The sequence below is a fragment of the Lentzea sp. NPDC020367 genome (genome assembly GCF_044387305.1).
GTDB lineage: Bacteria > Actinomycetota > Actinomycetes > Mycobacteriales > Pseudonocardiaceae > Lentzea.
On the sequence record NZ_JBIRVV010000011.1, the window covers coordinates 47,553 to 71,509 of the forward strand.

General features: G+C 69.0%; 20 protein-coding genes. 4 read left to right on the top strand and 16 right to left on the bottom strand.

The window, feature by feature from the left end:
- Nucleotides 1–100: 100 nt before the first annotated feature.
- The 6 genes from ACH413_RS34970 to ACH413_RS34995 all read right to left on the bottom strand — a co-directional run bounded on the left by ACH413_RS34970 (nucleotide 101) and on the right by ACH413_RS34995 (nucleotide 9,524).
- Nucleotides 101–1,192, bottom strand: coding sequence for a hypothetical protein (locus ACH413_RS34970; protein ID WP_360038243.1), 1,092 nt, complete (start codon nucleotides 1,190–1,192; stop codon nucleotides 101–103).
- A gap of 139 nt (nucleotides 1,193–1,331) precedes the next feature.
- The gene (locus ACH413_RS34975; RefSeq protein WP_360038246.1) at nucleotides 1,332–4,421 is read right to left on the bottom strand and encodes a BTAD domain-containing putative transcriptional regulator; all 3,090 of its coding nucleotides are present in this window, start codon (nucleotides 4,419–4,421) and stop codon (nucleotides 1,332–1,334) included.
- A gap of 303 nt (nucleotides 4,422–4,724) precedes the next feature.
- Nucleotides 4,725–5,915 carry a cytochrome P450 gene (locus tag ACH413_RS34980; protein ID WP_360038248.1) on the bottom strand — a complete coding sequence of 397 codons (1,191 nt, stop codon included), beginning with the start codon at nucleotides 5,913–5,915 and terminating at the stop codon, nucleotides 4,725–4,727.
- A gap of 117 nt (nucleotides 5,916–6,032) precedes the next feature.
- The gene (locus ACH413_RS34985; protein ID WP_360038251.1) at nucleotides 6,033–7,211 is read right to left on the bottom strand and encodes a serine hydrolase domain-containing protein; all 1,179 of its coding nucleotides are present in this window, start codon (nucleotides 7,209–7,211) and stop codon (nucleotides 6,033–6,035) included.
- Nucleotides 7,204–8,661, bottom strand: coding sequence for an MFS transporter (locus tag ACH413_RS34990; RefSeq protein WP_360038254.1), 1,458 nt, complete (start codon nucleotides 8,659–8,661; stop codon nucleotides 7,204–7,206). The genes ACH413_RS34985 and ACH413_RS34990 overlap by 8 nt, the downstream gene beginning before the upstream one ends.
- Before the next feature lie 26 nt (nucleotides 8,662–8,687).
- On the bottom strand, nucleotides 8,688–9,524 hold the full coding sequence (locus ACH413_RS34995; protein ID WP_360038257.1) for a methyltransferase domain-containing protein: 837 nt from the start codon (nucleotides 9,522–9,524) through the stop codon (nucleotides 8,688–8,690).
- Nucleotides 9,525–9,572: 48 nt separating this feature from the next.
- Here ACH413_RS34995 and ACH413_RS35000 point away from each other — a divergent pair, with 48 nt between their 5' ends.
- Complete coding sequence (locus tag ACH413_RS35000; protein WP_360038260.1) at nucleotides 9,573–10,145, top strand: helix-turn-helix domain-containing protein; 573 nt, start codon at nucleotides 9,573–9,575, stop codon at nucleotides 10,143–10,145.
- A 4-nt stretch (nucleotides 10,146–10,149) separates the two neighbouring features.
- Here the strand turns inward: ACH413_RS35000 and ACH413_RS35005 are convergent, their stop codons facing one another.
- The gene (locus ACH413_RS35005) at nucleotides 10,150–10,833 is read right to left on the bottom strand and encodes a response regulator transcription factor (RefSeq protein ID WP_360038263.1); all 684 of its coding nucleotides are present in this window, start codon (nucleotides 10,831–10,833) and stop codon (nucleotides 10,150–10,152) included.
- On the bottom strand, nucleotides 10,830–12,056 hold the full coding sequence (locus ACH413_RS35010) for a histidine kinase (protein WP_360038266.1): 1,227 nt from the start codon (nucleotides 12,054–12,056) through the stop codon (nucleotides 10,830–10,832). Before ACH413_RS35010 ends, ACH413_RS35005 begins: the two co-directional genes overlap by 4 nt.
- Nucleotides 12,057–12,193: 137 nt before the next feature.
- Between ACH413_RS35010 and ACH413_RS35015 the strand changes: the two genes are divergently transcribed.
- Entirely contained in the window at nucleotides 12,194–13,330 is a 1,137-nt protein-coding gene (locus ACH413_RS35015) for a serine hydrolase domain-containing protein (RefSeq protein WP_360038269.1), read from the top strand.
- A gap of 12 nt (nucleotides 13,331–13,342) precedes the next feature.
- Here ACH413_RS35015 and ACH413_RS35020 read toward each other — a convergent pair whose 3' ends face one another.
- From ACH413_RS35020 to ACH413_RS35035, 4 genes are read right to left on the bottom strand one after another with little or no spacing between them, the layout of a single operon-like run.
- Nucleotides 13,343–14,245: a DUF1963 domain-containing protein gene (locus tag ACH413_RS35020; protein WP_360038272.1), complete on the bottom strand. Its 903-nt coding sequence runs from the start codon at nucleotides 14,243–14,245 to the stop codon at nucleotides 13,343–13,345.
- A gap of 52 nt (nucleotides 14,246–14,297) precedes the next feature.
- Nucleotides 14,298–14,690 (bottom strand): VOC family protein, encoded by a 393-nt coding sequence (locus ACH413_RS35025; protein ID WP_360038275.1) that lies wholly within the window; start codon nucleotides 14,688–14,690, stop codon nucleotides 14,298–14,300.
- Entirely contained in the window at nucleotides 14,687–14,977 is a 291-nt protein-coding gene (locus ACH413_RS35030; RefSeq protein WP_360038278.1) for a metalloregulator ArsR/SmtB family transcription factor, read from the bottom strand. Before ACH413_RS35030 ends, ACH413_RS35025 begins: the two co-directional genes overlap by 4 nt.
- 58 nt (nucleotides 14,978–15,035) lie before the next feature.
- Nucleotides 15,036–15,992 carry a WYL domain-containing protein gene (locus tag ACH413_RS35035; protein ID WP_360038281.1) on the bottom strand — a complete coding sequence of 319 codons (957 nt, stop codon included), beginning with the start codon at nucleotides 15,990–15,992 and terminating at the stop codon, nucleotides 15,036–15,038.
- Between the two features lie 63 nt (nucleotides 15,993–16,055).
- Here ACH413_RS35035 and ACH413_RS35040 point away from each other — a divergent pair, with 63 nt between their 5' ends.
- Both ACH413_RS35040 and ACH413_RS35045 read left to right on the top strand, forming a co-directional pair.
- A complete protein-coding gene (locus ACH413_RS35040) occupies nucleotides 16,056–17,198 on the top strand; it encodes an epoxide hydrolase family protein (protein WP_360038284.1) in 1,143 nt (380 codons plus the stop codon).
- Nucleotides 17,199–17,546: 348 nt separating this feature from the next.
- A complete protein-coding gene (locus ACH413_RS35045; RefSeq protein ID WP_360038286.1) occupies nucleotides 17,547–18,287 on the top strand; it encodes a ribonuclease activity regulator RraA in 741 nt (246 codons plus the stop codon).
- A 1-nt stretch (nucleotide 18,288) separates the two neighbouring features.
- Here the strand turns inward: ACH413_RS35045 and ACH413_RS35050 are convergent, their stop codons facing one another.
- The 4 genes from ACH413_RS35050 to ACH413_RS35065 form a co-directional block, all read right to left on the bottom strand.
- Entirely contained in the window at nucleotides 18,289–19,560 is a 1,272-nt protein-coding gene (locus ACH413_RS35050) for a mandelate racemase/muconate lactonizing enzyme family protein (RefSeq protein ID WP_360038288.1), read from the bottom strand.
- On the bottom strand, nucleotides 19,557–21,566 hold the full coding sequence (locus tag ACH413_RS35055; protein WP_360038291.1) for an ABC transporter permease subunit: 2,010 nt from the start codon (nucleotides 21,564–21,566) through the stop codon (nucleotides 19,557–19,559). Before ACH413_RS35055 ends, ACH413_RS35050 begins: the two co-directional genes overlap by 4 nt.
- Nucleotides 21,563–22,945, bottom strand: a complete 1,383-nt coding sequence (locus ACH413_RS35060) for an extracellular solute-binding protein (protein WP_360038294.1) — start codon at nucleotides 22,943–22,945, stop codon at nucleotides 21,563–21,565. Before ACH413_RS35060 ends, ACH413_RS35055 begins: the two co-directional genes overlap by 4 nt.
- Nucleotides 22,946–23,149: 204 nt before the next feature.
- Nucleotides 23,150–23,890 (bottom strand): FCD domain-containing protein, encoded by a 741-nt coding sequence (locus tag ACH413_RS35065; protein WP_360038297.1) that lies wholly within the window; start codon nucleotides 23,888–23,890, stop codon nucleotides 23,150–23,152.
- Nucleotides 23,891–23,957 lie beyond the last annotated feature (67 nt).

Consider the following 23,957-nt stretch of genomic DNA (forward strand, 5'->3'; position numbering starts at 1 on the left):
TTGAGTTCTTCAGCATTTTGTTACTCCCGTTCGCTCGACTGAAACCACTGTCGCAGCCGTGGTTCCCGATCCGTTCCTTCCGGGGATACCGCTTCAGTACCTACGCGGTAGGACCGGATCTGCGGGAATCCGGTGGCGAATCCGTCAAGAGCGCGACACCTCGGGCGCGGTCCAGCAGCGCCTCCACGGTTTCCGGTGTCGGCCCCTCGGCCACCACGTGCACAGCGCCCTCAGGGGCCGAGCGGACGTGCTCCGCACCCGCGAACCAGCGGGCGCTCGGCGGACGAACCTGGCCGCCCGCGAGCGCCCGGAAGAGTTCGGTCTGCACGTCGACGCCCGCCGCGATCTCGATGAGCCTGGTGATCGTCCTGGTTCCGAATCCCGGCTTGACGCTGACGACGCGGGGACCCCGTTCGGACAGCACGAGTGTCGTCTCCGCAGGTCCGAACTCATATCCCACCAGGTCGAGCACGGCCGCGACGGTCGCCCGCGCCTCCCTCGACACGGCCTCGACCGGCTCCGCCGGATGCAGGTACCGCACCCCGCCACCCGTGGCCCACTTCGACGTGACCCCGACGACGCGGTGCATGCCGTCCAGGGTCAGCGTGGTGATCACGACCTCGGGCCCGATGACGAACTGCGCGACCTCGACCGGCCCGGAATCACCGCCGTGCAGCCATTCCGCCAGCTCGGCATCGCGGCGCAGCACGACCTCGCCTCGTCCAGAACGGATCACCACGGGCAGGCCGATCCTGGCGACGGCCTCGGCGACGTCCGCAGCGGCGGCGGTGACGCGGCGGATCATCGGATACCTGCTCGTGGCCAGCACCTCCGCGAGCCGGTCGTCCTCGGCGAGGATGCGGGCGGCACCGGCGGAGTCCGGAACCGTTTGCGCCGCAGGGAATCCGTCCGAGGCGAGGACGTGCGTGATGTGATGGTCCTGGACGACCCTCGCGACGGTCCTCGTCACGGCGTTCCTGTCGTTCGGGTCGACCACGTCGGTCTGGTCCACCGCGAGCATCGCGAAGGCCTGCCGCTCGTGCTCCGCGATCACCAGCCGCAGGTCGACCCCGCTCCGCACGGCCTTGCGCGCCAGCGGTACCGACGGGAAACACAGCAGCAGCCGTGTGTCCGCGCTCATCTCCGGTTCGCGTTTCCGGCCCCACCGGGCCGAGTGCTCATGTGCCGCCACTTCATCGTCGCGCTCCTCAGCAGATCGGTGAGGCCCGACGAAGTCTGGCCACATCAGCTGTTGACACCTGCTTGTGAGCCAGAATGCCTTCAGCGGATACCAATCCGTTCCCGTTGTAAATCCGGGTGGGAGTGAACCGTCAGATGCGCGCGTCCTGAGGAACGCCAAGGCTTTCGAACAGGGTGTTCGCCCGCCGCGCGAGCGAGCGGGCCTGGTCGGTCTCTCCCCGCCGGTCGCAGATCTCGGCCAGGCCGATGAGTGCCCGCGCTTCCTCGATGCGGCAACCGATCCGCGTGGCGAGCACGAGCGCGCGCTCGTGCAGCGTCCACGCCTCGGCCAGTTCCGCCTGAGCTCTGTGCAGACGGGCCGCCAGGTTGTCGATGACGATGGTCCGCAGCGGTGTCCACCGCACCTTCTGGTGCCCCAGCCCCAGTCCGAGCGCGGCGAACTGCCGGGCCTCGGCCGTGCGGCCCTGACGGTGGACGACCAGTGCGGAAAGGACGTACACGAGCGCGATGTCGCCGGGGACCCCGGCGGTCAGGGTGAGATCGCGCGCGGTCGCCAGCAGTGCGTCCGCCGCGGCCACGTCACCCATCGCGAGACGGGTCATCGCGAGATAGGCGAGCGTGACGACCTCGTTCTCCTGCACGCCGAGCTCGCGGTTCAGCAGCAGGGCGCGCTCGCCGACGGCGATGGCCTCGGCGTAGTCACCGCGCTGCTCGTGCAGGGTGCCGAGGTTGACCAGCGACTCCGCCTCCGCGCGTCCGGCACCCAGCTCCCGCTTGATGCGGATGGCCTCCTCCAGCAACGTCCTGGCCTCGTCGTGCTTCCCGGACGTGAGCACGAGCAGGCCGAGCACACCGGTGTCCTTCGCCACGCCCCTGCGGTCGTCCATCGCCTTCGCGACGGCCAGTGCCTCCGACACGGCCTCGATTCCCGCCGCCAGCCGGCCGAGCTTCCAGTTGGCCACCGCCAGGTTCGAGAGACTGAACCGCAGCAGTTCGGCGTCGCCGACCTTGCGCGAGGAGATGACGGCCAGCCGCGCCACCTCGGCGAACTCCTCGGAGAGCCCGTCCGCGTCCAGCAGGAACACGACGTTGCGCGCCAGCCGGGCGACCTGGCTGTCGAACCCGCGCTCATGGGCCAGCACGAGCGCCTCGCGCAGGGTGGCCTGCTCGCGGTAGGTCCACTTGCGGGCGGCCTCGCCGGTGGACATCGGGGGAAGCTCGAACGTCTCGGCGATCGGCGTGCTCCGCAGCACCGCCCTGCCGGGGAACAACACGTCGCACGCGTGATCGGTGGCCCGCACGTAGTACTCGAGCAGGCGCGCGAACGCGGCCCGCGTCTCCGCCAGGACCTCGTCCCCGCTCTCCGCGTGGGTGAGCTGGCGAACGAAGCTGCGCACCAGGTCGTGGAACGTGTAGCAGCCGATCTCGTGCTGCTTCAGCATGTGTGCGTCGAGCAGCACCTCGAGAACGGCCTCCGCGTTGAGCGCGGACATGCCGAGCAGTGCCGCCGACGAGTAGACGTCGACGTCGCGACCAGGGCACACCCCGAGCATCCGGAAAGCGGTGCGGTGCCGGGACGCGAGACCTTCGTAGGACATCCGCAGAGACAGGTCCACACCGCGCTCACCGGACTTGAGCTCGTCCAGGAGCCGGGACTCGTCGCTCATGCGGTCGACGAGATAGCTGATCGGCCAGCGAGGCCGGTTGCCGAGGCGGCTGAGCGCGATCCGCAACGCGAGCGGCAGGTGACCGCACAGTGCGACGAGCTCGGCCACCGCCTCGGGTTCGGCCGCCGCCCGGCGACCGCCCAGCACCTGGGCCGCCATCGCGGCGCCGTCCTCGTTCGTCATCGTCCCCAGGGTCATCCAGTGCGCCCCGTCGAGATCGATGAGCCGCGTCCGGCTGGTGACCAGTACCAGCGCCTGACCGCTCTGCGGCAGCAACGGCAGCACCTGGGCGACGTCGCAGACGTTGTCCAGCAGGACGAGCAGCCGGCTCTCCGTCGTCATCGTCCGCCAGAGGGCGATCCGCGCGTCGGCCTCGGAGGGCAGGGCGTCGGTCTCCACACCGAGCATGCCCAGCAGCTTCTCCGCGGCGATCGCCGGTGACACCGGCGCGCCACCCGCGGTGTAGCCGCAGAGGTCGAGGGCGAGCTGCCCGTCCGGGTAGTGGTCGGCCGCCAGGTACGCGAAGCGCACGGCCAGCGACGTCTTGCCCACGCCGCCCATTCCGTCGATCGCGACGACCTGCGGCCCCTGGCCCGCCGGTTCGCTGAGGATCTCCTGCAACGCCGACAGTTCGGGCTCTCTGCCGATGAAGTCCGTGAGGTCGTAGGGCAACGAGCGCAGGGCCGTCCTGGGCACCGCCTTCGCGACGGGGTGCGGCACGCTCTCGGCCACCGGGGTCTCGATCGGCCCAGGAGCACCGAGCGCAGGGTCGTTGCGCAGAATGCGCTCGTACAGCGCGGAGAGCTCCCGGCTGGGGTCGATTCCCAGTTCCTCCACCAGCAACCGGCTGAGCTGCTGGTACTCGTTGAGCGCGTGCGCCTGCCGGCCGCAGCGGTACAGGGCCAGCATCAGCTGGGAACGAAGCCTCTCCCGCAACGGGTTGGCCGCCACGTGTTCCCGGAGCTCGCTCACGAGTTCCCGGGACTCACCGCGGGCCAGGCGCAGATCGGTGAGCTGTTCGACGGCGTCGAGATAGCGCTCCCGGAGCGCGACCTCCGCGGTCCGGATCGCCTGGCCACCGCTGCCCGCGAGCACCTCGCCCCGCCGCAGGGCCACCGCGGCCTGCAGGTGACCGGCGGCCTCCTCCCAGCTCTGCCGGGAGGTCGCTCGTCCCGCCTTCTCCAGCAGGTCCAGGAAGACCTTGAGATCCAGCTGCTCGACCGGCAGCTCGACCCGGTAACCCGGTCCCTCGGTCAGGATCAGCTCGCCACCAGAAGGGATCAGCTGGCGCAGCCGGGCGACCGCCTTGCGCACCTGGTGGGTCGCGGTGGCGGGAGGCTCCTCGTCCCACACGAAGTCGACCAGCTGCGAGACCGACAGGACCTGCCCGGCGTCGAGCAGCAGCGCGACCATGACCCGTTCCTGCACGGGGCCACCGAGATGAATCCGGCGGCTGCCCGCCCAGCACTCGAGCGAACCGAGCAGGTTGATCCGCAGGCCCTGCTCACCCGCCGGTTGCAAGGTCGACGAGAGACCTTTCGACGTGCCGGTCACATCGTCACCTCACTCAGATCGGGCTCATGCAGCCAAACGCATTTCGATCAGAGAACCGGGATTCGAGGCCGATCGACCTGCACCACCACCGAAGCTACTACGACACACAATACAGATCGGCGACCAATGCGAACAGATCATCGCTCCGCCACACAAGAGACTGGGCAATTGCCAGATTCTGCCTCTGCCACAATTTCAGCCGAACACAAAATCAGGGAAAACCCTAAAGGAAATGCGATACGCACTCAGCGCGACGTCGGCGGCAGGCAGCGGGTGCGCGCTACCTGCCGCCGACTCGGCCGTTCACGCCGACCAGGTCACTGGCAGCGAGTGGACTCCGTAGAGCAGCATGTCCGTGCGCAGCGGCACGTCTTCCGGTGCCACGTCCAGCCGGAGGTCGGGGAACTCCTGGAACAGCCGGGTGAAGGTCGTCCGCATCTCGATCCGGGCGAGCTGGTGGCCGAGGCACTGGTGGATGCCGTGGCCGAAGGCGAGGTGGTGGTGCGGGCCCTCGCGGCGCAGGTCCAGCTCGTCGGGGTTGCCGGGGAACTTCTTCGGGTCCCGGTTAGCCGTGGGCAGGTGCGCCAGCACGGTGTCGCCGGCCTTGATCACGTGCCCGTCGATCTCCACGTCCTCGAGCGCGGTGCGCAACGGTCCGAAGTGAGGGACCGAGAGGTAGCGCATCAGCTCCTCGACGGCGTTGTCGATGATCTCCGGTTCGTCCTTGAGGATCTTCAGCTGGTCCGGGTGCTGCAGGAGCGCGAAAGTGCCGAGGGCCAGCATGTTCGCCGAGGTCTCGTGACCGGCCAGGAGGAGCAGCAGCGCCATGTTCGACGCTTCCTCGTCGGTCGGTCCCCCGGAGACCAGCAGGCCGCTGAGCATGTCGTCGCCGGGGTTCTCCTTCTTCCTGGCGACCAGCTCGCGGAGGAAGCTCTTGATCCGGTTCAGGGCCGCCATCAGCTCCTCCGGCGAGGTGTCCTGACTCGCCAGCATCTCGGTGTCCTCCTGGAACCGGTGCCGTTCGTCGTAGTCGATGCCGAGCAGCGCGCAGATCACCAGTGACGGGATCGGGAGGGTGAAGTCCTTCACCAGGTCCGCCCGGTCGCCGAGCGAGCGCAGGTGCCTGATCTGGTTCTCGACGATCTCGCCGATCCAGCCGGACAGCTGGTTCATCCTGCGCACGGTGAACTGGCCCTGCAGCAGCTTGCGCAGCCGGGTGTGGTCCGGCGGGTCCTGGCTGACGAAGTTGCCGGGGTCGTCGGAGCCCTGGAACCGCGGGTCGAGCAGGTGGTGGTTGTCCCTGTCGCTGCTGAACTTGGGGCTGCCGAAGACCTCCCGCAACTGGTGGTAACCGGTGACGAGCCAGCCGACGTGACCGTCCGCGAACCTCAGTCTGCTCATCGGAGCCCTGTTCCGGATCGCGGTGATCTCGGCGGGCGGGTCGAACGGGTGCTCGCGTCCCAGTGGCAGTTCGTCGGAGATCAGTTCGGTCATCTCACACAACTTCCCGGTGCTCAGGAACGGAATTCCGCTTACTTGCAAGAACGGATCCATTGTCAACGGCCGCGACGCGAGTCAGGCCTTCCTGGCACAGATGTTCCGGTACTAATACTAATGTTCGACCGCCTCACGCAGTGCCGTGGTGATTCGACCGGCCCGTTCGTCCACCATCGCCGGCATCCGGTTGTTGAGGTAGGCGAATCCGACCTGCGCGCCGGTGTCGGCGAAGGCCAGTCCCCCGTTGGCGCCGTCGTGGCCGAACGAGGTGTCCGACAGCAGCGACCGGGCCGGACCGTCGAGGAGGAAGCCGGTGGAGAAGCGGATGCCGGGCGGCGTGAGCGCGCCTGGCCACGAGGTGCCGGACGAGCGAGGGATCAGAGCGTCCGCGATGCTCTCTTCGGTCAGCAAGGGCCCGATTCCCTGCGTGGACGTGACCGCCGTGCTGTAGATGCGGGCCAGGTCACGGGCGGTGGTGATGCCGTTCGCGGCCGGGATCTGCGCGGAGTGCAGCGCGGGTGAGTTGAAGTCGAGTCCGTGCTCGGGATCGATGGGCCGGAGGGGAAGAAGGCCTCCGAGGGTGACCGACCGGACGAACGTCGGCATGGCGAGGATCTTCCGCACCAGTTCGGCAGTCTGCGGAGAGGTGTCGACCGGGGCGGGCACGATCCGGGCGACTCGGGAGTGGAGGTCTTCCGGCAACCCGATCCACGCCTGTGCGGCGAGGGGCGCCGACAGGTAGTGGTCCAGCAGGTCGCCGGGGAGCCTGCCGGTGGCGCGGCGCAGGACTTCGCCGGTGAGCCAGCCGTAGGTCAGGGCGTGGTACGCGAACGTCGTTCCCGGGGTGAACTGGGGCCTGGTGGCCTCGATCGCGGTGACCACAGGCGTCCAGCGGGTCAGGTCGTCGAGATCGAGGTCGGCATCGATCGCGACCACGCCCGCGCGGTGGCTGAACAGGTCGCGAACGGTGGTGGTTTCCTTGCCGTGGGCCGCGTATTCGGGCCACAGCGACGTGACGGGCGCGTCGAAGTCCAGCAGACCCTCTTGCTGCGCAAGGTAGGCGGACAGCGCCATGAGTCCTTTGGTGACGGAGAAGGTCACCGCGAGGGTGTCCGCGGCCCAGCGCTCACCGGAGGTGGTGTCGGCGACTCCGGCGTGCAGATCCACCACCAGCCGGCCGTTCCGGTACACGGCGACGGCGGCGCCCGTTTCCAGGTTCTCGTCGAAATTGGCGCGGAAGGCGTCGGCCACCGGGCCGAATCCCTCGTCGGCGAATCCGTGGACTTCAGTCATGAGAGCGTCCCTTGTCCGGCCGCCGGTAGAGCAGGGCGGTGATGAGGGCGCCGGCGAAGAAGAGCCCGGCGGCCCAGGTGAAGGCGGTGGCGTAGCTGTCCAGGGCGGCCTGGCTCCGCACCGCCGGGTCGGCCGTGTTCCTGCCGGTCAGGTAGGAGAGGGCGGCACTGGCCGCGAGAGTGTTGAGCAGGGCCGTGCCGATGGAGCCGCCGACCTGCTGCATGACGTTGACGGTCGCCGAGGCGATACCGGCGTCCTGGGCGGGCACGCCGTGGGTGGCCAACGACATCGCGGGCGGGACGATGCCGCCCAGGCCGGCACCGATGACGATCAGCGGCGGCAGCACGCTGACCCAGTAGCCGGAGGTGAGGTCGAGGGCGGTGAGCCAGAGCAGGCCGGAGCCGGACAGGACGAAACCGGCCGGCAGCACCTTCCCCGCGCCGAGGGCGGGAACGAGCTTCGTGGTGGAGACCTGGGCGACGGCCATCATCGCCAGGATCATCGGCAGGTAGGCCAGACCAGTGGTGACAGGGGTGAAGCCGCGGTCGACCTGCAGGTAGTAGGTCAGGAACAACAGGACGCCGAACAGGCCCGCGCCGGTGACCAGCAGAGCGGCGAACGACGCGGCCCGGTCGCGGTCCCGCAGCACGCTCAGGGGCAGCAGCGGGTCCTCCGAGTGACGCTGCCAGAGCATGAACGCCACGATCAGCATGACTCCGGCGGCGAGGAATCCCCAGGTCAGGGGCGAGCTCCAGGAGTGCGACTCGGCGTTGGCGAAGCCGTAGACCACGGCGAACAGGCCCGCCGAGATCATCGCGGTACCGGGCAGGTCCAGCCGGGAACCGGCCTTGTCCCTGGTGTGGACCAGCAGCCGCGTTCCTCCGGCGACGACGGCAGCGGCGAAGACGACGTTGATGAACATGGTCCAGCGCCAGTCCAGGAACTGGGTCAGCGAGCCGCCGATCAGCAGGCCGAGCACCGTGCCCGAGGCCCCGATCGCGCCGAAGACGCCGAACGCCCTGGCGCGATCCTTCGTCCCGGTGAAGGTGGTGTTCAACAGCGACAGGACGGCCGGAGCGAGCAGAGCGGCGAACACGCCCTGCAGCGCGCGGGCGGTGACCAGGACGGCGAACGAGGGCGCGATGCCGCCGATCGCGGAGGCGATGGCGAATCCGGCCCCGCCGATGAGGAAGGCCGGTTTGCGGCCGAAGAGGTCGGCGAGCCGTCCTCCCGGCAGGAGCAGTGCGGCGAAGGCCAGCGCGTAGGCGGTGATGACCCACTGCCGCGAGCCGTCGGAGAACCCGAGGTCGGCCTGGGCCGACGGCAGGGCGATGTTCACGATGGTGGTGTCCAGCACCACCATCAGCTGGGCCAGGCCCAGCACGGCGAGGACGTGCCCGCGACGGGGCGCGGTCACACCATCGGTTTCGAGGACCGCGGCGGTGCTCATGGCGAACTCCAGTTCGTTGCGGCGGTTCACGGGCGGCGGGCGATCCAGGTGGTGCGCGTGGTGCGCACGCTCAGGTCGTCGCGACGGGCGATGTCGTCCAGCAGGGCGTCCAGGGAGGCCAGGTCGTCCGCGTCGAGGAGGCCGGTGGCGTGCGAACGCAGCTTCGCCAGGCAGATCTGGGCGTAGTCGTTCAGCAACGACCCGGCCTGCGTGCCGTCGAGGCGGATCTCGAACGGGCGCCGTTCCTCGATCGTGAATCCGGCGTCCTGGAGCTGGCCGGTCCACTCGTGGGGCGGCTGGGTGTTCGTGGCGGCGTGCAGGCGGGCCTCCAGCTGGCCGACGCCGGTGTCCTCAGGCAGGAACCGGGGGAAGAAGTCCATCTCGGTGACGGCCAGCAGCCCGCCCGGCCGCAGGTTCTCGAACGCCCGCGCGAGGGTGCGGCCGGGGTCGGCCACGTGGTGCAGGAATGCCGCGGCCCAGATCAGGTCGTACGGAGCGCCCTCACCGATCTCGGTCCAGGGCTCGTCGAGATTCACCTCCAGCGTGCTGATCCGCTCGGCGACCCCGTGCGCGGCGGCCTGCTTGCGCAGGCGGTGCAGCATCTGCGGGGAGATGTCCACCGCCGTCACCGCCGCCGAACCGAACTGACGGGCGAGAGCGAGACTGCCCGTGCCGGGGCCGCTGCCCAGGTCCAGGATCCGCGCCGGGGCGGGGTGGGCGAGAGCGGCGAGCCGGCCGGTCAGTTCCGCCAGGTAGGAGGCCAGGACCTCGGCGTCCAGTTCCAGCAGCCGCGCCAGCGCGATGTCGGAGCCGCCTGCGCGCTCGTGCTCGATGTGACCGTGGACGTCGTGGCGTGTGTTCATGCTTCGACGGTAGATCGATCATTGCCACCACGTCATACACTCTTGCCGGTGGAGCAAGAATCAACGTTGGACGTCACCGTTCGGATGCGAATCAGGTCCCTGCGCAAGGCACGAGGCTGGTCGCTGGACAACCTCGCCGAACGCGCGGGCGTCAGTCCGTCCCAGCTCAGCCGCATCGAGACCGGGCACCGCCGGCTGAGCCTCGACCAGCTCACCGCCATCTCCTCCGCGCTGGGCAAGTCCCTCGACGAGCTCGTCGAGTCCCCCGACGACTCCGACGTGGTCATCCGCCCCGACCGCGACGACAGCCGCGGCCTGACCACCTGGCTGCTGAGCAAGGACAACGGCCCACCGGGCCTGACCGTCGCCAAGATGCGGATCACCGACCAGGCGGGCGGCATCACCCCGGACGACCTCGGCGTCCACCCCGGCCGGGACTGGTTCACGGTGCTGTCCGGCACCGTCGTCCTCTACCTCGGCGAACGCGTCATCCGCGTCGAGGCCGGTCAGGCCGCCTCGTTCTCGACCATGACCCCGCACGCCATCCGTAGCGACCGCGGCCCGGCCGAGATCCTCTGCATCCTCGACCACAACAGCGAACGCGCCCACCTCCACCCTTGAGCCGTCACAACCCGGAGGTGTTGTGGGGCTCGATCAGGCCGTAGTGGTGTGCGAAGCGCACGGCGTGCACGCGGTCCCGGAGGTCGAGCTTGGCCAGCACCCGCGACACGTGCGACTTGATCGTTTCGCCGCTGACGTAGAGCTGGTCGCAGATCTCGGCGTTCGTGAATCCCGCGGCCATCAGCAGGAACACCTCGTGCTCGCGCGGAGTGAGCCGTTCGAGTCCTGGCGCCGCGGTGCGGGCCGGGACGGTCGCGGCCAGCGTTTCGGCCAGTCGAGGCGCGAGCCGGCGGGTGATCGTCGGGTCGATGTAGGTGTCGCCCCTGGCCGCGACGCGGATCGCGGTGACCAGTTCCTCCGGAGGCAGGCTCTTCAGCAGGAACGCGCTGACGCCCGAGGCGAGCGCCGTCCGGACGTACTCGTCGGTGTCGAAGGTGGTCAGCAGGACGATCTTGAGCGGATGCGTGCCGGACGAACGGAGTTCGCGGGCCGCCGCGAGGCCGTCCAGCTTGGGCATGCGCACGTCGAGGACGGCCACGTCCGGGCGCAGGGACCGGGTCGTCTCGACCGCGCTGTAGCCGTCCCCGACGTCGGCGACGCACTCCATGTCCGGCTGCGCGTCGAGCACCGCGCGCAGGCCGGATCGGAACACCGCGTGGTCGTCGGCGATCAGGATGCGCAGGGTCATGATCCGGTTCCCGTCGGCATCGTCACGGTGCTCTCCCAGTACTGGCCGTCCCCGGCCGGTCCCGCCGACATGGAGCCACCCAGTGCCTCCGCCCGCTTGCGCATTCCGGCCAGGCCGACGCCCAGACCCTGGTGCCCCGCAGGGACATCCCGGGAATTGTCCTCAGTGGACCGGATCCGGTTGCGCGCGGTCACCGACACGTGGTCACCGCTGTACTCGAGTTCCACCCGGGCCAGTCCTCCATCGCCGTGCCGCAACGCGTTCGTCATCATCTCCTGCACCACCCGGTACAACATCGTGTCGATGCCGCGCGGTACCGGACGAGGATCGTCGTAGACGACGAAGCTGACCTGGAGCCCGGACGCGCGCACCCCGTCGAACAGGTCCGGGAGCTTCGCGAGACCTGGCTGGTCTGGAGACGCCTCGCCCTCGTGCAGCAGCGAGAGCAAGCGTCGCAGGTCGATCATCGCCGCCCGGCTGGACCCCTCCACCGCGGCGAGCGACGTCCGCACCGGGCCGGTGCCCGCGCCGTCGAGGTTCAGCCGCGCGGCCGTGGCGTGGACACCGATCGCGCTCACGTGATGCGCGATGACGTCGTGCAGGTCTATCGCGATCGCCTCGCGCTCCCTTGCCAGCGCCTGGTTCAGTTCGGCCTCGGCGTCCCGCACGGCGGCCTCCCGCTGGTTGCGGAGTTCGTCCACATAGGCCTTGCGACCGGTGGTGTAGCGGCCGACCAGCCACGGCAGCAGTGAGTTGGCGACCACCAGCGACAGCACGTTCACCGGCGCCGTCAAACCGCTGATCACCAGTGACGACAGCACGCCGAGCGCGAGGACGACGAGCGATCCCTTGGCGGACCAGCCCTTCAACCAGGCGCCCGCGCGATAGGCGGCGACCAGCTGCCCGGCGGTGCTCGCGCTGCGGCCGGGCAGGACGAGGGCCAGCACCGGGACGAGGACGGCGTGGACGAGCGCGACCCACCCGGACAGCCGCGGCGCCGTCGCCAGCGCCGCGTCGGCGACGACGATTCCGGCCAGGAACAGGAGGTTCGCCGATCCCAGTTCGGGCCCGCGCGTCGCGAAGCTCACCACGTCGGTCACCAGGCACGCGGCCGCCACCATGATCGACTGCCGGGCCAGCGACCGCGCCACGGGCTGATCGTCCCTTGACCGGAGCACCCGGCGGGCCGCCGTCTTCCCGAAGGCCGTTGCGCTGCTGAACATCCGGACATTGTGTCCGGCGCGGGACCGCCAGTAGTCCCCCTGCAGGGGGAGAAACGATCACGGCGCAGGGCGACGATCCGTGCGTCCCGGCTCCCTAGCGTTTCGTCCACCAGTTCGTTTCGTGGAAGGAACATCCCGTGAAGATCCGTGTGACCGGCAAGCTCGCCGCACTCGCCTGCGGCTTGGCGTTGTTCGTGTCGTCCTGTGGTTCGGACACCGCCCCCGCGGCACCGGAAGCGGGGAATGTCGTGCAACCCGAACTGGACGAGCTCACCGCGGCCGGTGGCGTTCCCGGCGCGGAGGCACTCCTGCGGGACAAAGATCAGGTGCGCACCTCGACCAGCGGTGTCGCGAACCTCGCCGACAAGACACCGATGATCTCCGACGGCCGGATCCGGGCCGGCAGCATCACGAAGTCCTTCGTGGCCACCGTGGTCCTGCAACTGGTGGCGGAAGGCAAGGTCGACCTGGACGCGCCGATCGAGAAGTATCTGCCAGGACTCGTGGCAGGCAACGGCAACGACGGCACGAAGATCACCGTCCGCCAACTCCTCCAGCACACCAGCGGGCTGCCGAACTACCTGGGCAAGCTGGCGGGCATCGATCCGGAGACCCTCCGCAACCAGGGAGCGAATCCTGCCGAACTGGTCGCGACCGCCGTGCAGCAGCCCTCGCTCTTCGCCCCCGGCACCGGCTGGACCTACTCCAACACCAACTACATCGTCCTCGGCATGCTGGTCGAGAAGGTCTCCGGCGACAGCCTCTCCCAGCAGATCGACCGGCGCGTCGTCCGTCCCCTGAACCTGACCAGCACCTACCTCCCCGGCCGCGGCGACACCGAACTCCCCCAGCCGCACGCCATCGGTTACGTGCCAGGCAAGAGCGGCGTGATCGACTTCAGCGACTACGACTCGACGCTCGCGTGGGCGGCAGGCGGACTGATCTCCACGGCGAGGGACATCGCGACGTTCTACGACGCGTTGCTGGGCGGCCGCGTCCTGCCGCCCGCCCAGCTTCAGGCGATGAAGTCTGCCGTGCCCGCGCCGAACCTCGGGGTGGCGAACGCGTCCTACGGACTCGGCCTGTTCACCGTGCCGCTCCCCTGCGGAGGCCAGTACTGGGGCCACGAAGGATCCACCTTCGGCTACATGTCGATGGCCGGCGTCGGCCCGGACGGTCGCATCGCCGTCATCGCGGTGAACGCCTACCCCGTGAAGCCCGAGACGTCGGGCGCGATCATGTCGACGTTCGCCACCGCGTTGTGCGGCAAGTGACCGGCGTGCGCGCTACTCGGTGAACATGGTGAACGACCGCATCTGGTCGAAGCGCGCGGCGGCGAGATCGTCCGAGCTGATCAGGAAGCACCCGTAGTACACCTCGCTCTCCGTGTGGAACTGGGCGAGCGGCACCCAGTCCCGGCTCAGCCGGTCCGCCTCCTCGTGCAGCAGGCGGAACCACTCCGCGCTGTGCAGTTCGGGGCCGTCTCCAGGCCGGTCGCCGAGGTGGACGGACGCCATCTGCGTCCACGGGCCGTCCTGGCCGCCGATCTCGGAGCAGTACCCACCGAGGCGGAGCGCGGCGGACCTGGCCGGCGCCGGCCAGAGTTCGCCGACCAGCGCGCACAGGTCGTCGATGTGCTTCAGCTCGTCGAAGAGCTGCTTCACGGTGTCCGACTGGAACTCGACGTCGCGGTCCTCGATCCAGTCCGGCAGAACCGGCTGAACCCACGCGGAGAGCCGGCTCTCGGGGATGAGGAACGGGATCTCCTCGTGGAAGAACGTCCTGCTGTCGTGGCCGGACGGCGGTGCCGCCACCGCCGTGTCCGTTCCGGCCGGGACGTACAGTGCTCGCGCGTAGTGCGACTCGGCACCGGGGGAATGTTCTTCCATGTCCTCCTCGTGGTGCAGGAACAACAGCAGCGAGCCGTCTTGTGGCAGGGCGAGCCCTTCGGCCCGCGGAAGGGCCGCGAGGTCCACCGAGCCGACGAACGGCAGCGGGTCTCCGCCACCCGGCCACTCCGCGCCCACCGGTAACCGGGGCAGTCCCCCGAGTTGCCCGACGCCCTCCTCCTCGGCGCCGGCCGCACCCGTCCAGATCGCGAACCGGAGCTGGTCGGAGAACTTGCCGACCTCGTCGTCCGGGAGGTCACGATCGAGTGCGGTGCTGCGGAACTGCTCATAGCGATTCATGGCGCAGCATGATCGCAGACAGGTGAGAGCGCTCCCTCGAACGGTCCCGAACTCACGCGCCCTGGTGCTGGACGATCTGGATCAGGTTGCCGCAGGTGTCGTCCAGCACCGCGGTCGTGACCGGGCCCATGTCCAGCGGTTCCTGGGTGAACTTCACGCCCAGCGCGCTCAGCCGGTCGAACTCCGCGCGCACGTCGTCGACGGCGAACTGGGTCGCGGGGATGCCATCCGCCACCAACGCGTTCTTGTACGGCTTGACCGCGGGGTGGCCGTCGGGTTCGAGCAGAAGTTCGGTGCCGTCGGGGTCTTCCGGCGAGACGACGGTCAGCCAGCGGTCCGCGCCGATCGGCACCTCGGTCTTCTTCACGAAGCCGAGGACGTCGGTGTAGAAGCCGAGCGCCTTGTCCTGGTCGTCGACGAAGACGCTGGTCAGGTGGATCTTCATGGGGTGTCCTCCGGTCGCGGCCTGAGCCATCGCTCGACGATGTGCTCCAGCGGTTCGGTGTCGAGGTCGTGGAACTTGTAGCGGCCCTCACGGCGTGACCGGACCAGGCCGGCCGCTTCCAGCACGGCCAGGTGCTGGCTGACCGCCTGCCGGGTCAGGCTCAGGCCGTGCTTGGAGATCAGCCGGGTGCAGATCTCGAACAGCGTCTGGCCGTTGCGCTCGGTCAGCTCGTCGAGGATGAGCCTGCGGTTCGGATCCGCCAGTGCCTTGAAGAGCTCGCCTTCCACGCTCAGCACAATAGGCAAGTCTCCGCTTGCCTGCAAGCAGAGACTTGCCTGACACGCGTTAGCTCAGACGCCGGGCCCCACGGCGGAACCTCGTCGCGAGGCGATCGAACGCCTCCGCGAGCTCGTCTCCGTCGATCACCTCGATGTCGACGTCGAGCTGCGCCATCCACAGCGCGAGGCGGTCCGGGTCGTCGGAACCCACGTCGACACGGCACGTGGACTCGTCGACCGCCTCGACGTCGACCGGGATGTGGATCTTCGCGGCGATCTCGGCGGCCGGAGCGTGCATGAGGACGCGAGCGCGGTACTTCCAGGCGCCTTTGCTGACACGGGCGACGACGTACTCGACGGCGTCGTTCTCCGGAATCGCGCGCGGCCGGAACCGCGCGCCCGTCAGCGCCTGCCGAACCATGCGGTCGACGCGGAAGACCCGCCAGTCGTCGCGGTCGAGATCCCACGCGAGCAGGTACCAGAGCGCTCCCCAGCTCACCAGCCGTTGCGGTTCGGTGTGGCGCGCCTCTTCGTCGCCGCCGGGCTTCGTGTAGCCGAACCGGAGCCGTTCGTGAGCGCGGATCGCCGCGGCGACGGCGCCCAGGACGGAGACGTCGAGCGACGGCCTGGCCCCTGGAACGACGCTCGTCGCCTCGCGCACCGACTCCACGCGCCGACGCAGACGCGAGGGCAGCACCTGCTCCAGCTTCGCGAGCGCGGTGAGCGATGTCTCTTCCACCCCAAGCCTTTGGGTCGCGACCACACCCAGTCCGACCGCGACGGCGACGGCCTCGTCGTCGTCGAGCAGCAGCGGGGGCATCGCCGTCCCCGCGGCCAGCCGGTACCCGCCCGCGACGCCGGGACGCGCGTCCACGGGATACCCGAGCGACCGCAGCTTGCCGACGTCCGCGCGCACCGTCCTCGTGCTCACGCCGAGCCGGTCGGCGAGTTCGGTGCTCGTCCAGTCGCGCTTGAGCTGGAGCAACGACAGCAGTTCGAGCAGACGGGCCGAGGTCTCCAGCATGTTCGCGATCTTTCCAGCAATTGCGGAAGCCAACCTGCCGCATTGCCTGAAAACGTCTGCGTCATGAACGAGAACAACGCACTCACGCCGTTCCGCGTCGACATCCCGCAGGCGGACGTCGACGACCTGCGCAGCCGGCTGGCGCACACGCGCTGGCCGAACCCCGTGCCGGGCCGGGACGATCGCAGCGACTTCAGCCGCGGGATCCCGCTGACGTACCTGAAGGAGCTCGCCGAGTACTGGCGCGACGGGTTCGACTGGCGTGCGCAGGAGGAGAAGCTCAACGAGCACGACCAGTTCACGACGGTCGTCGACGGCCAGACGTTCCACGTCGTCCACGTGCGCTCCGCGAACCCGGAGGCCACCCCGCTGGTCCTGAACCACGGCTGGCCGAGCTCGTTCGTCGACTACCAGCGACTCGTCCCGCTGCTGACCGACGAGTTCCACGTGATCATCCCGTCGCTGCCCGGCTTCGGGTTCTCCACCCCGCTGTCGAGCACCGGCTGGGAGCTGGCGCGGACGACGGAGGCCTACGCCGAGATCATGACGCGACTCGGCTACGAGAGGTTCGCGGCCCACGGCACCGACGTCGGCGCGGGCACCACCGGCCGGCTCGCCGCGATCCACCCCGAGCGCGTCATCGGCACGCACATCGGCGTCGACTCCCTGCTGCTCGGTCTGCTCGGCGACAAGTTCCCCTTCCCCGAGGGCCTGTCCGACGACGAGACCGCCCAGATCGAGGCGAGGCGCACCGAGCACACGGCCGACCGCGGCTATCTGCTGATGCAGGACCACCGTCCCGACACGATCGGCGCGGCGCTCACCGACTCCCCGGTCGGTCAGCTCGCGTGGATCGCCGAGAAGTTCAGGACCAGGACCGGCGACACCTACCGGACGCCGGACGAGACGGTCGACCGCGACCAGCTCCTCACGAACGTCAGCCTGTACTGGTTCACCCGCAGCGGCGAGTCGAGCGCCCAGTTCTACTACGAGTCGGAGCACTCCGGACTCCCCCTGGTCATGGCGGCGGGAGTGCCGTCCGGCTGGGCCGTGTTCGGCACCCACCCGCTGATGCGCCGCGCGATGGACCCGGGGAAGGCGATCGGCCACTGGAGCGAGTTCGCCGAAGGCGGCCACTTCCCCGCGATGGAGGAGCCGAAGCTGCTCGCGGACGACATCCGCGCCTTCTTCCGCGGCATCTCCTGACCGCGCGTCCGGCGGTGGTCCCGCGATCTCCGGGGTGAGTTCACCACGACGAGATCGTTTGACCGCTTTCCGCGAAAGGGTGTCGCACCGAGGTTTTCGGCCGAGGAGGTGGGCGGTGGGCTGCTGTCCTCCGTCCCTGCCTCGGGCCGAAAACCCCGGTGTGGCGGGACTCCACTGTGGACAGGCCGCTGCCAGAGCCGACGACCGATCGGGAACGGCCACACCGACGACGAGATGCCCCAGCACGTTTTCCTTACCTCACAGGGGTTCGCTGGACTAGGCTCAGGATCGGAATCTCAGCGAACCCTCCGATGGTTACGGTCAGCGCGGATCCGAGGAGCTACCGACGTGGTCGAGACGCACGACATCGTTCGCCCACCCGCCGAACTCAGCGCGGCCCTCGCGGTCCTCGGCAGTGCGACGGCCAGCGCCGAGCTCAGCCGCATGGGCATCCGCAGCGCGTTCATCCGCGGGCCGGTCTCGGTGACGCCCGGAATGCGCGTGGCGGGACCGGCGCTGACGTTGCAGTTCCTGCCCAAGCGGGAGGACCTCTACCCCGTCGACGAGTACGAGGAACCGGAGAAGCAGCTGCACCGGCACGTCATGTACCACGCCCAGCCCGGCGACATGATCGTCGTCGACGCGCGCGGTGACATGAGCAGCGGTGTGTTCGGCGAGATGATGCTGACCTACTTCAAGGGCCGCGGTGGCGCCGGCGTGGTGATCGACGGGTGCCTGCGCGACACCGGCGAGGCCAAGCAGCTCGGCCTCGGGCTGTGGATCCGCGGCGCCACACCGAACTACCACGCCCAGACCGACATCGTCCCGGCCGCCGTCAACGTGCCGGTGGCGTGCGGTGGCACGCTCGTCGTGCCGGGCGACATCGTCGTCGCCGACGACGACGGGGCCGTGGTCGTGCCGGTCAAGCTCGCGCCCGCTCTCGTCGCCGTCGCCCAGGAGCACGCGGAATGGGAGGAGTTCTCCCGGATCCGGCTCTCCGAGGGTGGTGATCTGCGGCGGTACTACCCGCTGTCGGACGAGGCCCGGCCCGAGTACGAGCGGTGGCGCGCCGAGCAGGGCCGAGCCTGACTCAGCTCCACAGCCGGTCGTGGCTCGACTCCGCGTCCCAGTGCGTCGTCTCGGCGAAGAACACCGGATCGCGCGGATCGAGATGGCGTTGCAGGAGTTCCTCGTCGAGGTCACCGAATCCCAGTCCTGGCGTGTCCGGCACCGTGATGTGGCCGTCCTGGATCAGCGGTCGCGGCAGGCCGGTGACGAGGTCGCTCCAGAACTCCACTTCGGCCGCGTGGTGTTCGAGTGCGAGGAAGTTCTCCGTGGCCGCGGCCAGGTGCACGCACGCCATCGTCGCGATCGGTGACGCCGCCAGGTGCAGCGCCATCGCGATCCCGCGTTCCTGCGCGTGGTCGCCGATCCGCTTGGTCTCCGCGATCCCGCCCGCCGTTGCCGGATCCGGGTGCACGACGCGGATGGCGCCGGCGTCGAGCAGCGGCCGGAAGCCGTCGAGCAGGTAGATGTCCTCCCCCGTGCACGTCGGGACGGCGACCGCCTCGGTGAGCTGACGCCACTGGTCCGTCAGCTGCCACGGGATCAGGTCCTCGATCCACGCCAGGGTGAACGGTTCCAGCGCGCGGCCGATCCGGATGCACGAGTCGAGAGCGATGTGGCCGAAGTGGTCGGCGGCCAAGGCGATGTCGTAGCCGACGACGGAGCGAACCGCGTCCACATAGGACGCCAGGTGGTCGACTCCCTTGGCGGTGACCTGGATGCCGGTGAACGGGTGCATCGTCGTCAGGTCCGCGCGGGCACCCGGCGGCGCGATCAACGCCCCCGGCACGTCCCACAGCAGGTCGATGCCCACGTCCATCTTCAGCATCGTGAACCCGAGCCGCTTGCGGTCCAGCAGCCGGGCGCCCATCGCGTGCGGGTCCGGCAGCGACGGAGTGTCGGCGTAGCACCGGATCTCGTCCCGGAACCGGCCCCCGATCAAGGCGTACGCGGGCACTCCGTACGCCTTGCCCGCCAGGTCCATCAACGCCATCTCGACGCCCGAGACCCCGCCGCCCTGACGGCCGTGGAACCCGAACTGCCTGATCTTGCGGAAGATCTTGTCGAGGTTGCAGGGGTTCTCGCCGATCAGCCGGCTCTTGAGCACGAGCGCGTAGGTGGCACTGGCCTGGTCGCGCACCTCCCCGTAGCCGACCAGGCCCTGGTTCGTGTCGATCCTGATGATCGACGAACGGAACGGCACCCCGGCCACAGTGGCCACCCGCAGGTCCGTGATGCGCAGATCGCTAGGCCGGGACCCCGTCGCGACGTGCTCCTCCGTGATCGTCTCGCTCATCCCTTCACGGCCCCCGCGGTGAGGCCCTCGGTCAGGAACCGCTGCCCGAACCCGTACATGACCACGACCGGGATGCTGATCAGCAACGAGGCCGCGGCCAGCTGTCCCTGCGGCACGACGTCGCCGAAGATCATCGACTGCATGCCGACGGGCAGCGTCTTGTAGTCGTCCTTGGTGATGAACACGAAGGCGAACAGGAACTCGTTCCACGCGTTGGTGAGCGTGAACAGCGCGACCGCGAGCAGGCCCGGTTTGGCCAGTGGCAGCACGATCCTGATGAACGCGCCGAACCGCGTGCAGCCGTCGACCAGCGCGGCCTCCTCGAGATCGGCCGGGATCGACTTGAAGTAGCCGACGAGCAGCCACGTCGCGAACGGCAGGGTGAACGTCGGATAGGCGAGCACCAGCGACCACAACGAGTCGTTGAGCCCGATCCCGCTCATCATCTGGTACAGCGGGATGAACAGCAGCGCGCCCGGCATCACGTAGGTGAGCAGGATCGTCACCGTGAAGCTCTCCGAACCCCGGAACTTCAGCCGCGCCAACGCATAGCCCGCCAGCGCCGCGCAGACCAGGGCGATCGCGGTGGACGCCACCGACACCAGGATCGTGTTGACGTACCAGGTGCCGAACGCCCTGTCGGTGAACAGGTTGGTGAACTGCTGGGTGGTCCACGGGGTCGGCCACAGGTCATCGGTGCGCGCGACGATCTGGTCGTCGGACTTGAAGGCCGTGACCGTCATCCAGTAGAGCGGGGCGAGCACGAAGGCCAGCAACGCCACGAGCGCGACCCCGCTGCCGGTGCCGCTGACCACCCGCGCGGCCAGCTGGTTGCCCCGCGCGGCGAGCACGGAGACGACCCGTCCGACCGCGGCCGCGAGCACCACGAACACGCCCAGTACGAGCGCGGCCTTCCACACGATGTGCGGCGAAGCCCAGACCAGCAGGAGCACCGACGCCACGACGATCACCCACGGCATCGCCTTGCGCTGCGCGGGAGTCAGCCGCCTGCGCCCCAGGTCGCCCGCGCCCGGAAGGTCGTTGCGGCGCATCATCCGCACGAGGATCACCACGAGGATCGCGACGATCGGCAGCATCACCAGCGTGACCGCGGCGCCCGCGCCCAGCTGCAGCTGCTGGATGGCCTTGGAGTAGGCCACCATCACGTACGGGGCGGTGGCGTCGCCCGGCCCGCCCTGGGTCATCAGCCAGATCAGGTCGAAGTTGTTGAACGTCCAGATCGACGACAGCAGCACCGTCACGATCATCACGTGCCGCAGACCGGGCAGCGTGATGTTCACGAAGCGCTGCCACGGCGAGGCACCGTCCACCATGGCCGCCTCGTAGAGGTGGCTGTCGATGGCCTTGAGCCCCGCGAGGAACGTCACCGTGAAGAACGGGATGCCCTTCCAGACGTTGACCAGGATCACCGACGGCATCGCGAGCGCCGGATCCGAGAGCCACTCCGCCGGCCACCGGTCGACCAGCCCGATCGAGGCGAGGACGGGCCCGATGCCGGAGTCGGTGAGCAGGACGTTGACGCTGCCGAAGATCGGGTCGAACAGCGACCGCCAGGTGAAGGCCGTGACGACCGTCGGCACCACCCACGGCAGCAGGATCACCCCGGCCAGGAACGCCCGGCCGCGGCGCATGTGGTGCAGCATCATCGCCGCGATCAGGCCGAGGACGACCTTGAAGATCTCGGCGTACGCGGTGAAGACGAACGAGTTGAGAACTCCCTTGTGGAACAGGGAGTCGTTGATGAGGGCCGTGTAGTTGTCCAGCCCGACGAAGACCGTCTCCGCGCCGTGCCGTTCCGTGGTGCTGGTGAGGACGGAGTCGACGATCGGGAACAGGATCAGGCCCGCGACCAGCACCAGCGTCGGCCCGATGAACACCGCCGCGAGGCGCCAGTCACGCCCGAGCAGCCGCTGCGACCTGGTGAACGGCGAGGACGCGCTCGGCGCCGGACTGGCCGGCGCCGGTCGCTCACGAACGACGGTCACTGCTTGTAGCCCTGCTGCTCGAACACCTGCACGATCCGGGCGTGGGTCGCGGCGACGGCGTCGGCCGGTTTGGTGCCCTGGATGACCGACTGCATCATGTCCGTCAGCACGTACGCGGCGGTGGCGGCCTGTTCGCCCGGACTCGGCGCCTGGGGGAACGCGAACCCGGTCCTGGTGGTCACCGGGAGCTTCGTGCGGGTCTGCTCCCGCAGGGCGGGGAACGCCTGGTCACCGGTCGTGTAGTACGGATCGGAGTCCCACACCTTGTCCCACGAGGGGTTCACCAGGCACGGCGCTCCCTTCGCGACACCGAGCAGCGCGGTCCCGCTCACCATGTACTTCGCGACCACCTTGGCGAGGTCGGCGTTCTTCGCCCCCTTGAAGATGACGAACGAGTTGGACTCGCCGAACGCGAGCGGCTTGTCCAGCGCCGGTCCGGTGGCTCCGTTGAACGGGTGGGTGTTGCCGTACACCGGGTTGTTCTTGGTCTTCGAGTCGGCGTAGACGCTGAACTGGTTGAGCGTGAGCCCCAGGATCTGGGCCAGCCAGTTCTCGTTGTTGCTCGAGTCGGTCCAGCTGCCGATCCCCGGTGGCAGCATCGGCGTGTACTTCGGGTTCGTGTAGATGTCGCCGATGAACGTGACGGCCGCGACGGTCTCCGGCGAGTTGAACACCACCTTCGTGCCGGTGTTGTCCGCGATCGCGCCGCCGTAGCAGTTGATGACGTTCGCGATGAAACCGTTGGCGTCGCCGGAGCGGTTCACCGTGAGGCCCCAGCCGAACCGCTTCTTGGCCGGATCGGAGACCGCCAAGGCGTTGTCGCGCAGCTCTTCCCACGAGTAGTAGGGCTTGAGCTGGAGTCCCTTCTCCTGGTACCAGTCCTTGCGCAGGTACATCGCGGACGCGATGAAGTGGTACGGGATCGCGAACCAGCGCCCGTCGAACACGCAGTAGGTGCTCGCCTCCGTCGCGGGTTCCCCGTAGAGCTTGCGCATCTCCTCGACCACGTCGGTGACGTCGGTGAGAGCGCCGAGGTTGTGCAACTGGCCGACGAACCGCCGGTCGCTCACGAAGGCGAAGTCACGACTGGTGCCCGCCTTCACCTCGGCGTCCATCTTCGCGACCATGTCCCCGGCGTCACCGGAGACCAGGTCGTTGCGGACGGTGGTGCCGGTCGCCTGCGCGAACACCTGCAGCGACTTGTCGAGCGCCTTGTTGGCGGACTCCGAGTACAGCTTCTGCGAGAGCATCCCGACCTGCCCGCCGCGCAGCGAGGCGGCCTGGTCGAGCAGTGCCTGGGGCACTTGGACGTCGACTTGCGGCGCCGCGGGGCTTCCACCTCCGCAGCCGGCGAGACCGAGCACGCCCAGCGCGCTCACACCGAGGAAGGTGCGCCTTGATAAGCCAGAATTGTCTTCCATGACAACAACAACTCCTCTCGCGTCCGGCCATGCGGACGCGTACCGACGGGGGCGACGTTGCAACCGGCGGGACAGCGGGGCGAGAGCCGCGCTGCCGGGTCGTTCATGCGGCGAAGGACGCCGAACTGCTGAAGCGTTGTCTGGCGAAATGGCCGTGCGGCGCTAACGCCGCCGGGCACTCCTGGTCTGCTGCTCCTTCTCCGCGAGGAGGTTGGAGTTGTTGGCGAGGTGTTTGCGCATCGCCGCGCGGGCACGGTCGGGATCGCGCGCCACGAGCGCTTCGTAGATCTCGGTGTGGTCGGCGGTGGCCTTGCGCAGCGCGGCCGGTGCCTCGTTGGTGATGCGCCGGCTGGCCGTGCCGAGCCAGCGGGCCGAGTACATGATCCGGTCGAGCAGGCGGTTGTCCGCGGCCCGGCAGATCTCCATGTGGAACTCGTGGTCGACCTCGAGGTACGCGTTGGGATCCGCCTCGAGCGCCGACATGCGGTCGATCTCGCCCCTGAGCCGGTCCAGCGCCTCGTCGGTGGCGCTGGCCGCGGCCATCGCGGCGAGTTCCGGTTCGAGCAGCACGCGCATCTGGTGCAGCTCCTGCAACAGCTCGCCGACGGTCTCCGACGGCAGCCACTCGATCAGCAACGGACTCAGGTAGTCCCACTCCGCGGGGGGACGCACGACGACGCGCTTTCCCTGTGCGACGTCCACGATGTCGAGCGACGCGAGGATCTTGAGCGTCTCCCGCGCCACCACGCGGGACACCCCGAACTCCTGGGAGATGTCGAGCTCCGACGGGGCCCGGCCGTCCTCCATCTCGCCGCTGACGATGCGGCGGGTCAGGTGTGCCGCCACCTGGACCGGAAGAGTGCGGACCTTGACAGGATCCGGAGACTCTTGTCCCCTTTGCATGTCATCAGCTTATAGGACAAGTTGGAGAAAGCGACAGTCCGTCTCATATGCACGACCCAGCGCTGGG

Excerpts from the sequence above, each read along its gene's own strand:
- ACH413_RS34985 (WP_360038251.1), bottom strand. The coding sequence starts at position 7,211 with ATGACTGAAGTCCACGGATTCGCCGACGAGGGATTCGGCCCGGTGGCC.
- ACH413_RS34990 (WP_360038254.1), bottom strand. The coding sequence starts at position 8,661 with ATGAGCACCGCCGCGGTCCTCGAAACCGATGGTGTGACCGCGCCCCGT.
- ACH413_RS35025 (WP_360038275.1), bottom strand. The coding sequence starts at position 14,690 with ATGAAGATCCACCTGACCAGCGTCTTCGTCGACGACCAGGACAAGGCG.
- ACH413_RS34980 (WP_360038248.1), bottom strand. The coding sequence starts at position 5,915 with ATGACCGAACTGATCTCCGACGAACTGCCACTGGGACGCGAGCACCCG.
- ACH413_RS35050 (WP_360038288.1), bottom strand. The coding sequence starts at position 19,560 with ATGAGCGAGACGATCACGGAGGAGCACGTCGCGACGGGGTCCCGGCCT.
- ACH413_RS35040 (WP_360038284.1), top strand. The coding sequence starts at position 16,056 with ATGAACGAGAACAACGCACTCACGCCGTTCCGCGTCGACATCCCGCAG.
- ACH413_RS35005 (WP_360038263.1), bottom strand. The coding sequence starts at position 10,833 with ATGACCCTGCGCATCCTGATCGCCGACGACCACGCGGTGTTCCGATCC.
- ACH413_RS35020 (WP_360038272.1), bottom strand. The coding sequence starts at position 14,245 with ATGAATCGCTATGAGCAGTTCCGCAGCACCGCACTCGATCGTGACCTC.
- ACH413_RS35035 (WP_360038281.1), bottom strand. The coding sequence starts at position 15,992 with ATGCTGGAGACCTCGGCCCGTCTGCTCGAACTGCTGTCGTTGCTCCAG.
- ACH413_RS35010 (WP_360038266.1), bottom strand. The coding sequence starts at position 12,056 with ATGTTCAGCAGCGCAACGGCCTTCGGGAAGACGGCGGCCCGCCGGGTG.
- ACH413_RS35065 (WP_360038297.1), bottom strand. The coding sequence starts at position 23,890 with ATGCAAAGGGGACAAGAGTCTCCGGATCCTGTCAAGGTCCGCACTCTT.
- ACH413_RS34995 (WP_360038257.1), bottom strand. The coding sequence starts at position 9,524 with ATGAACACACGCCACGACGTCCACGGTCACATCGAGCACGAGCGCGCA.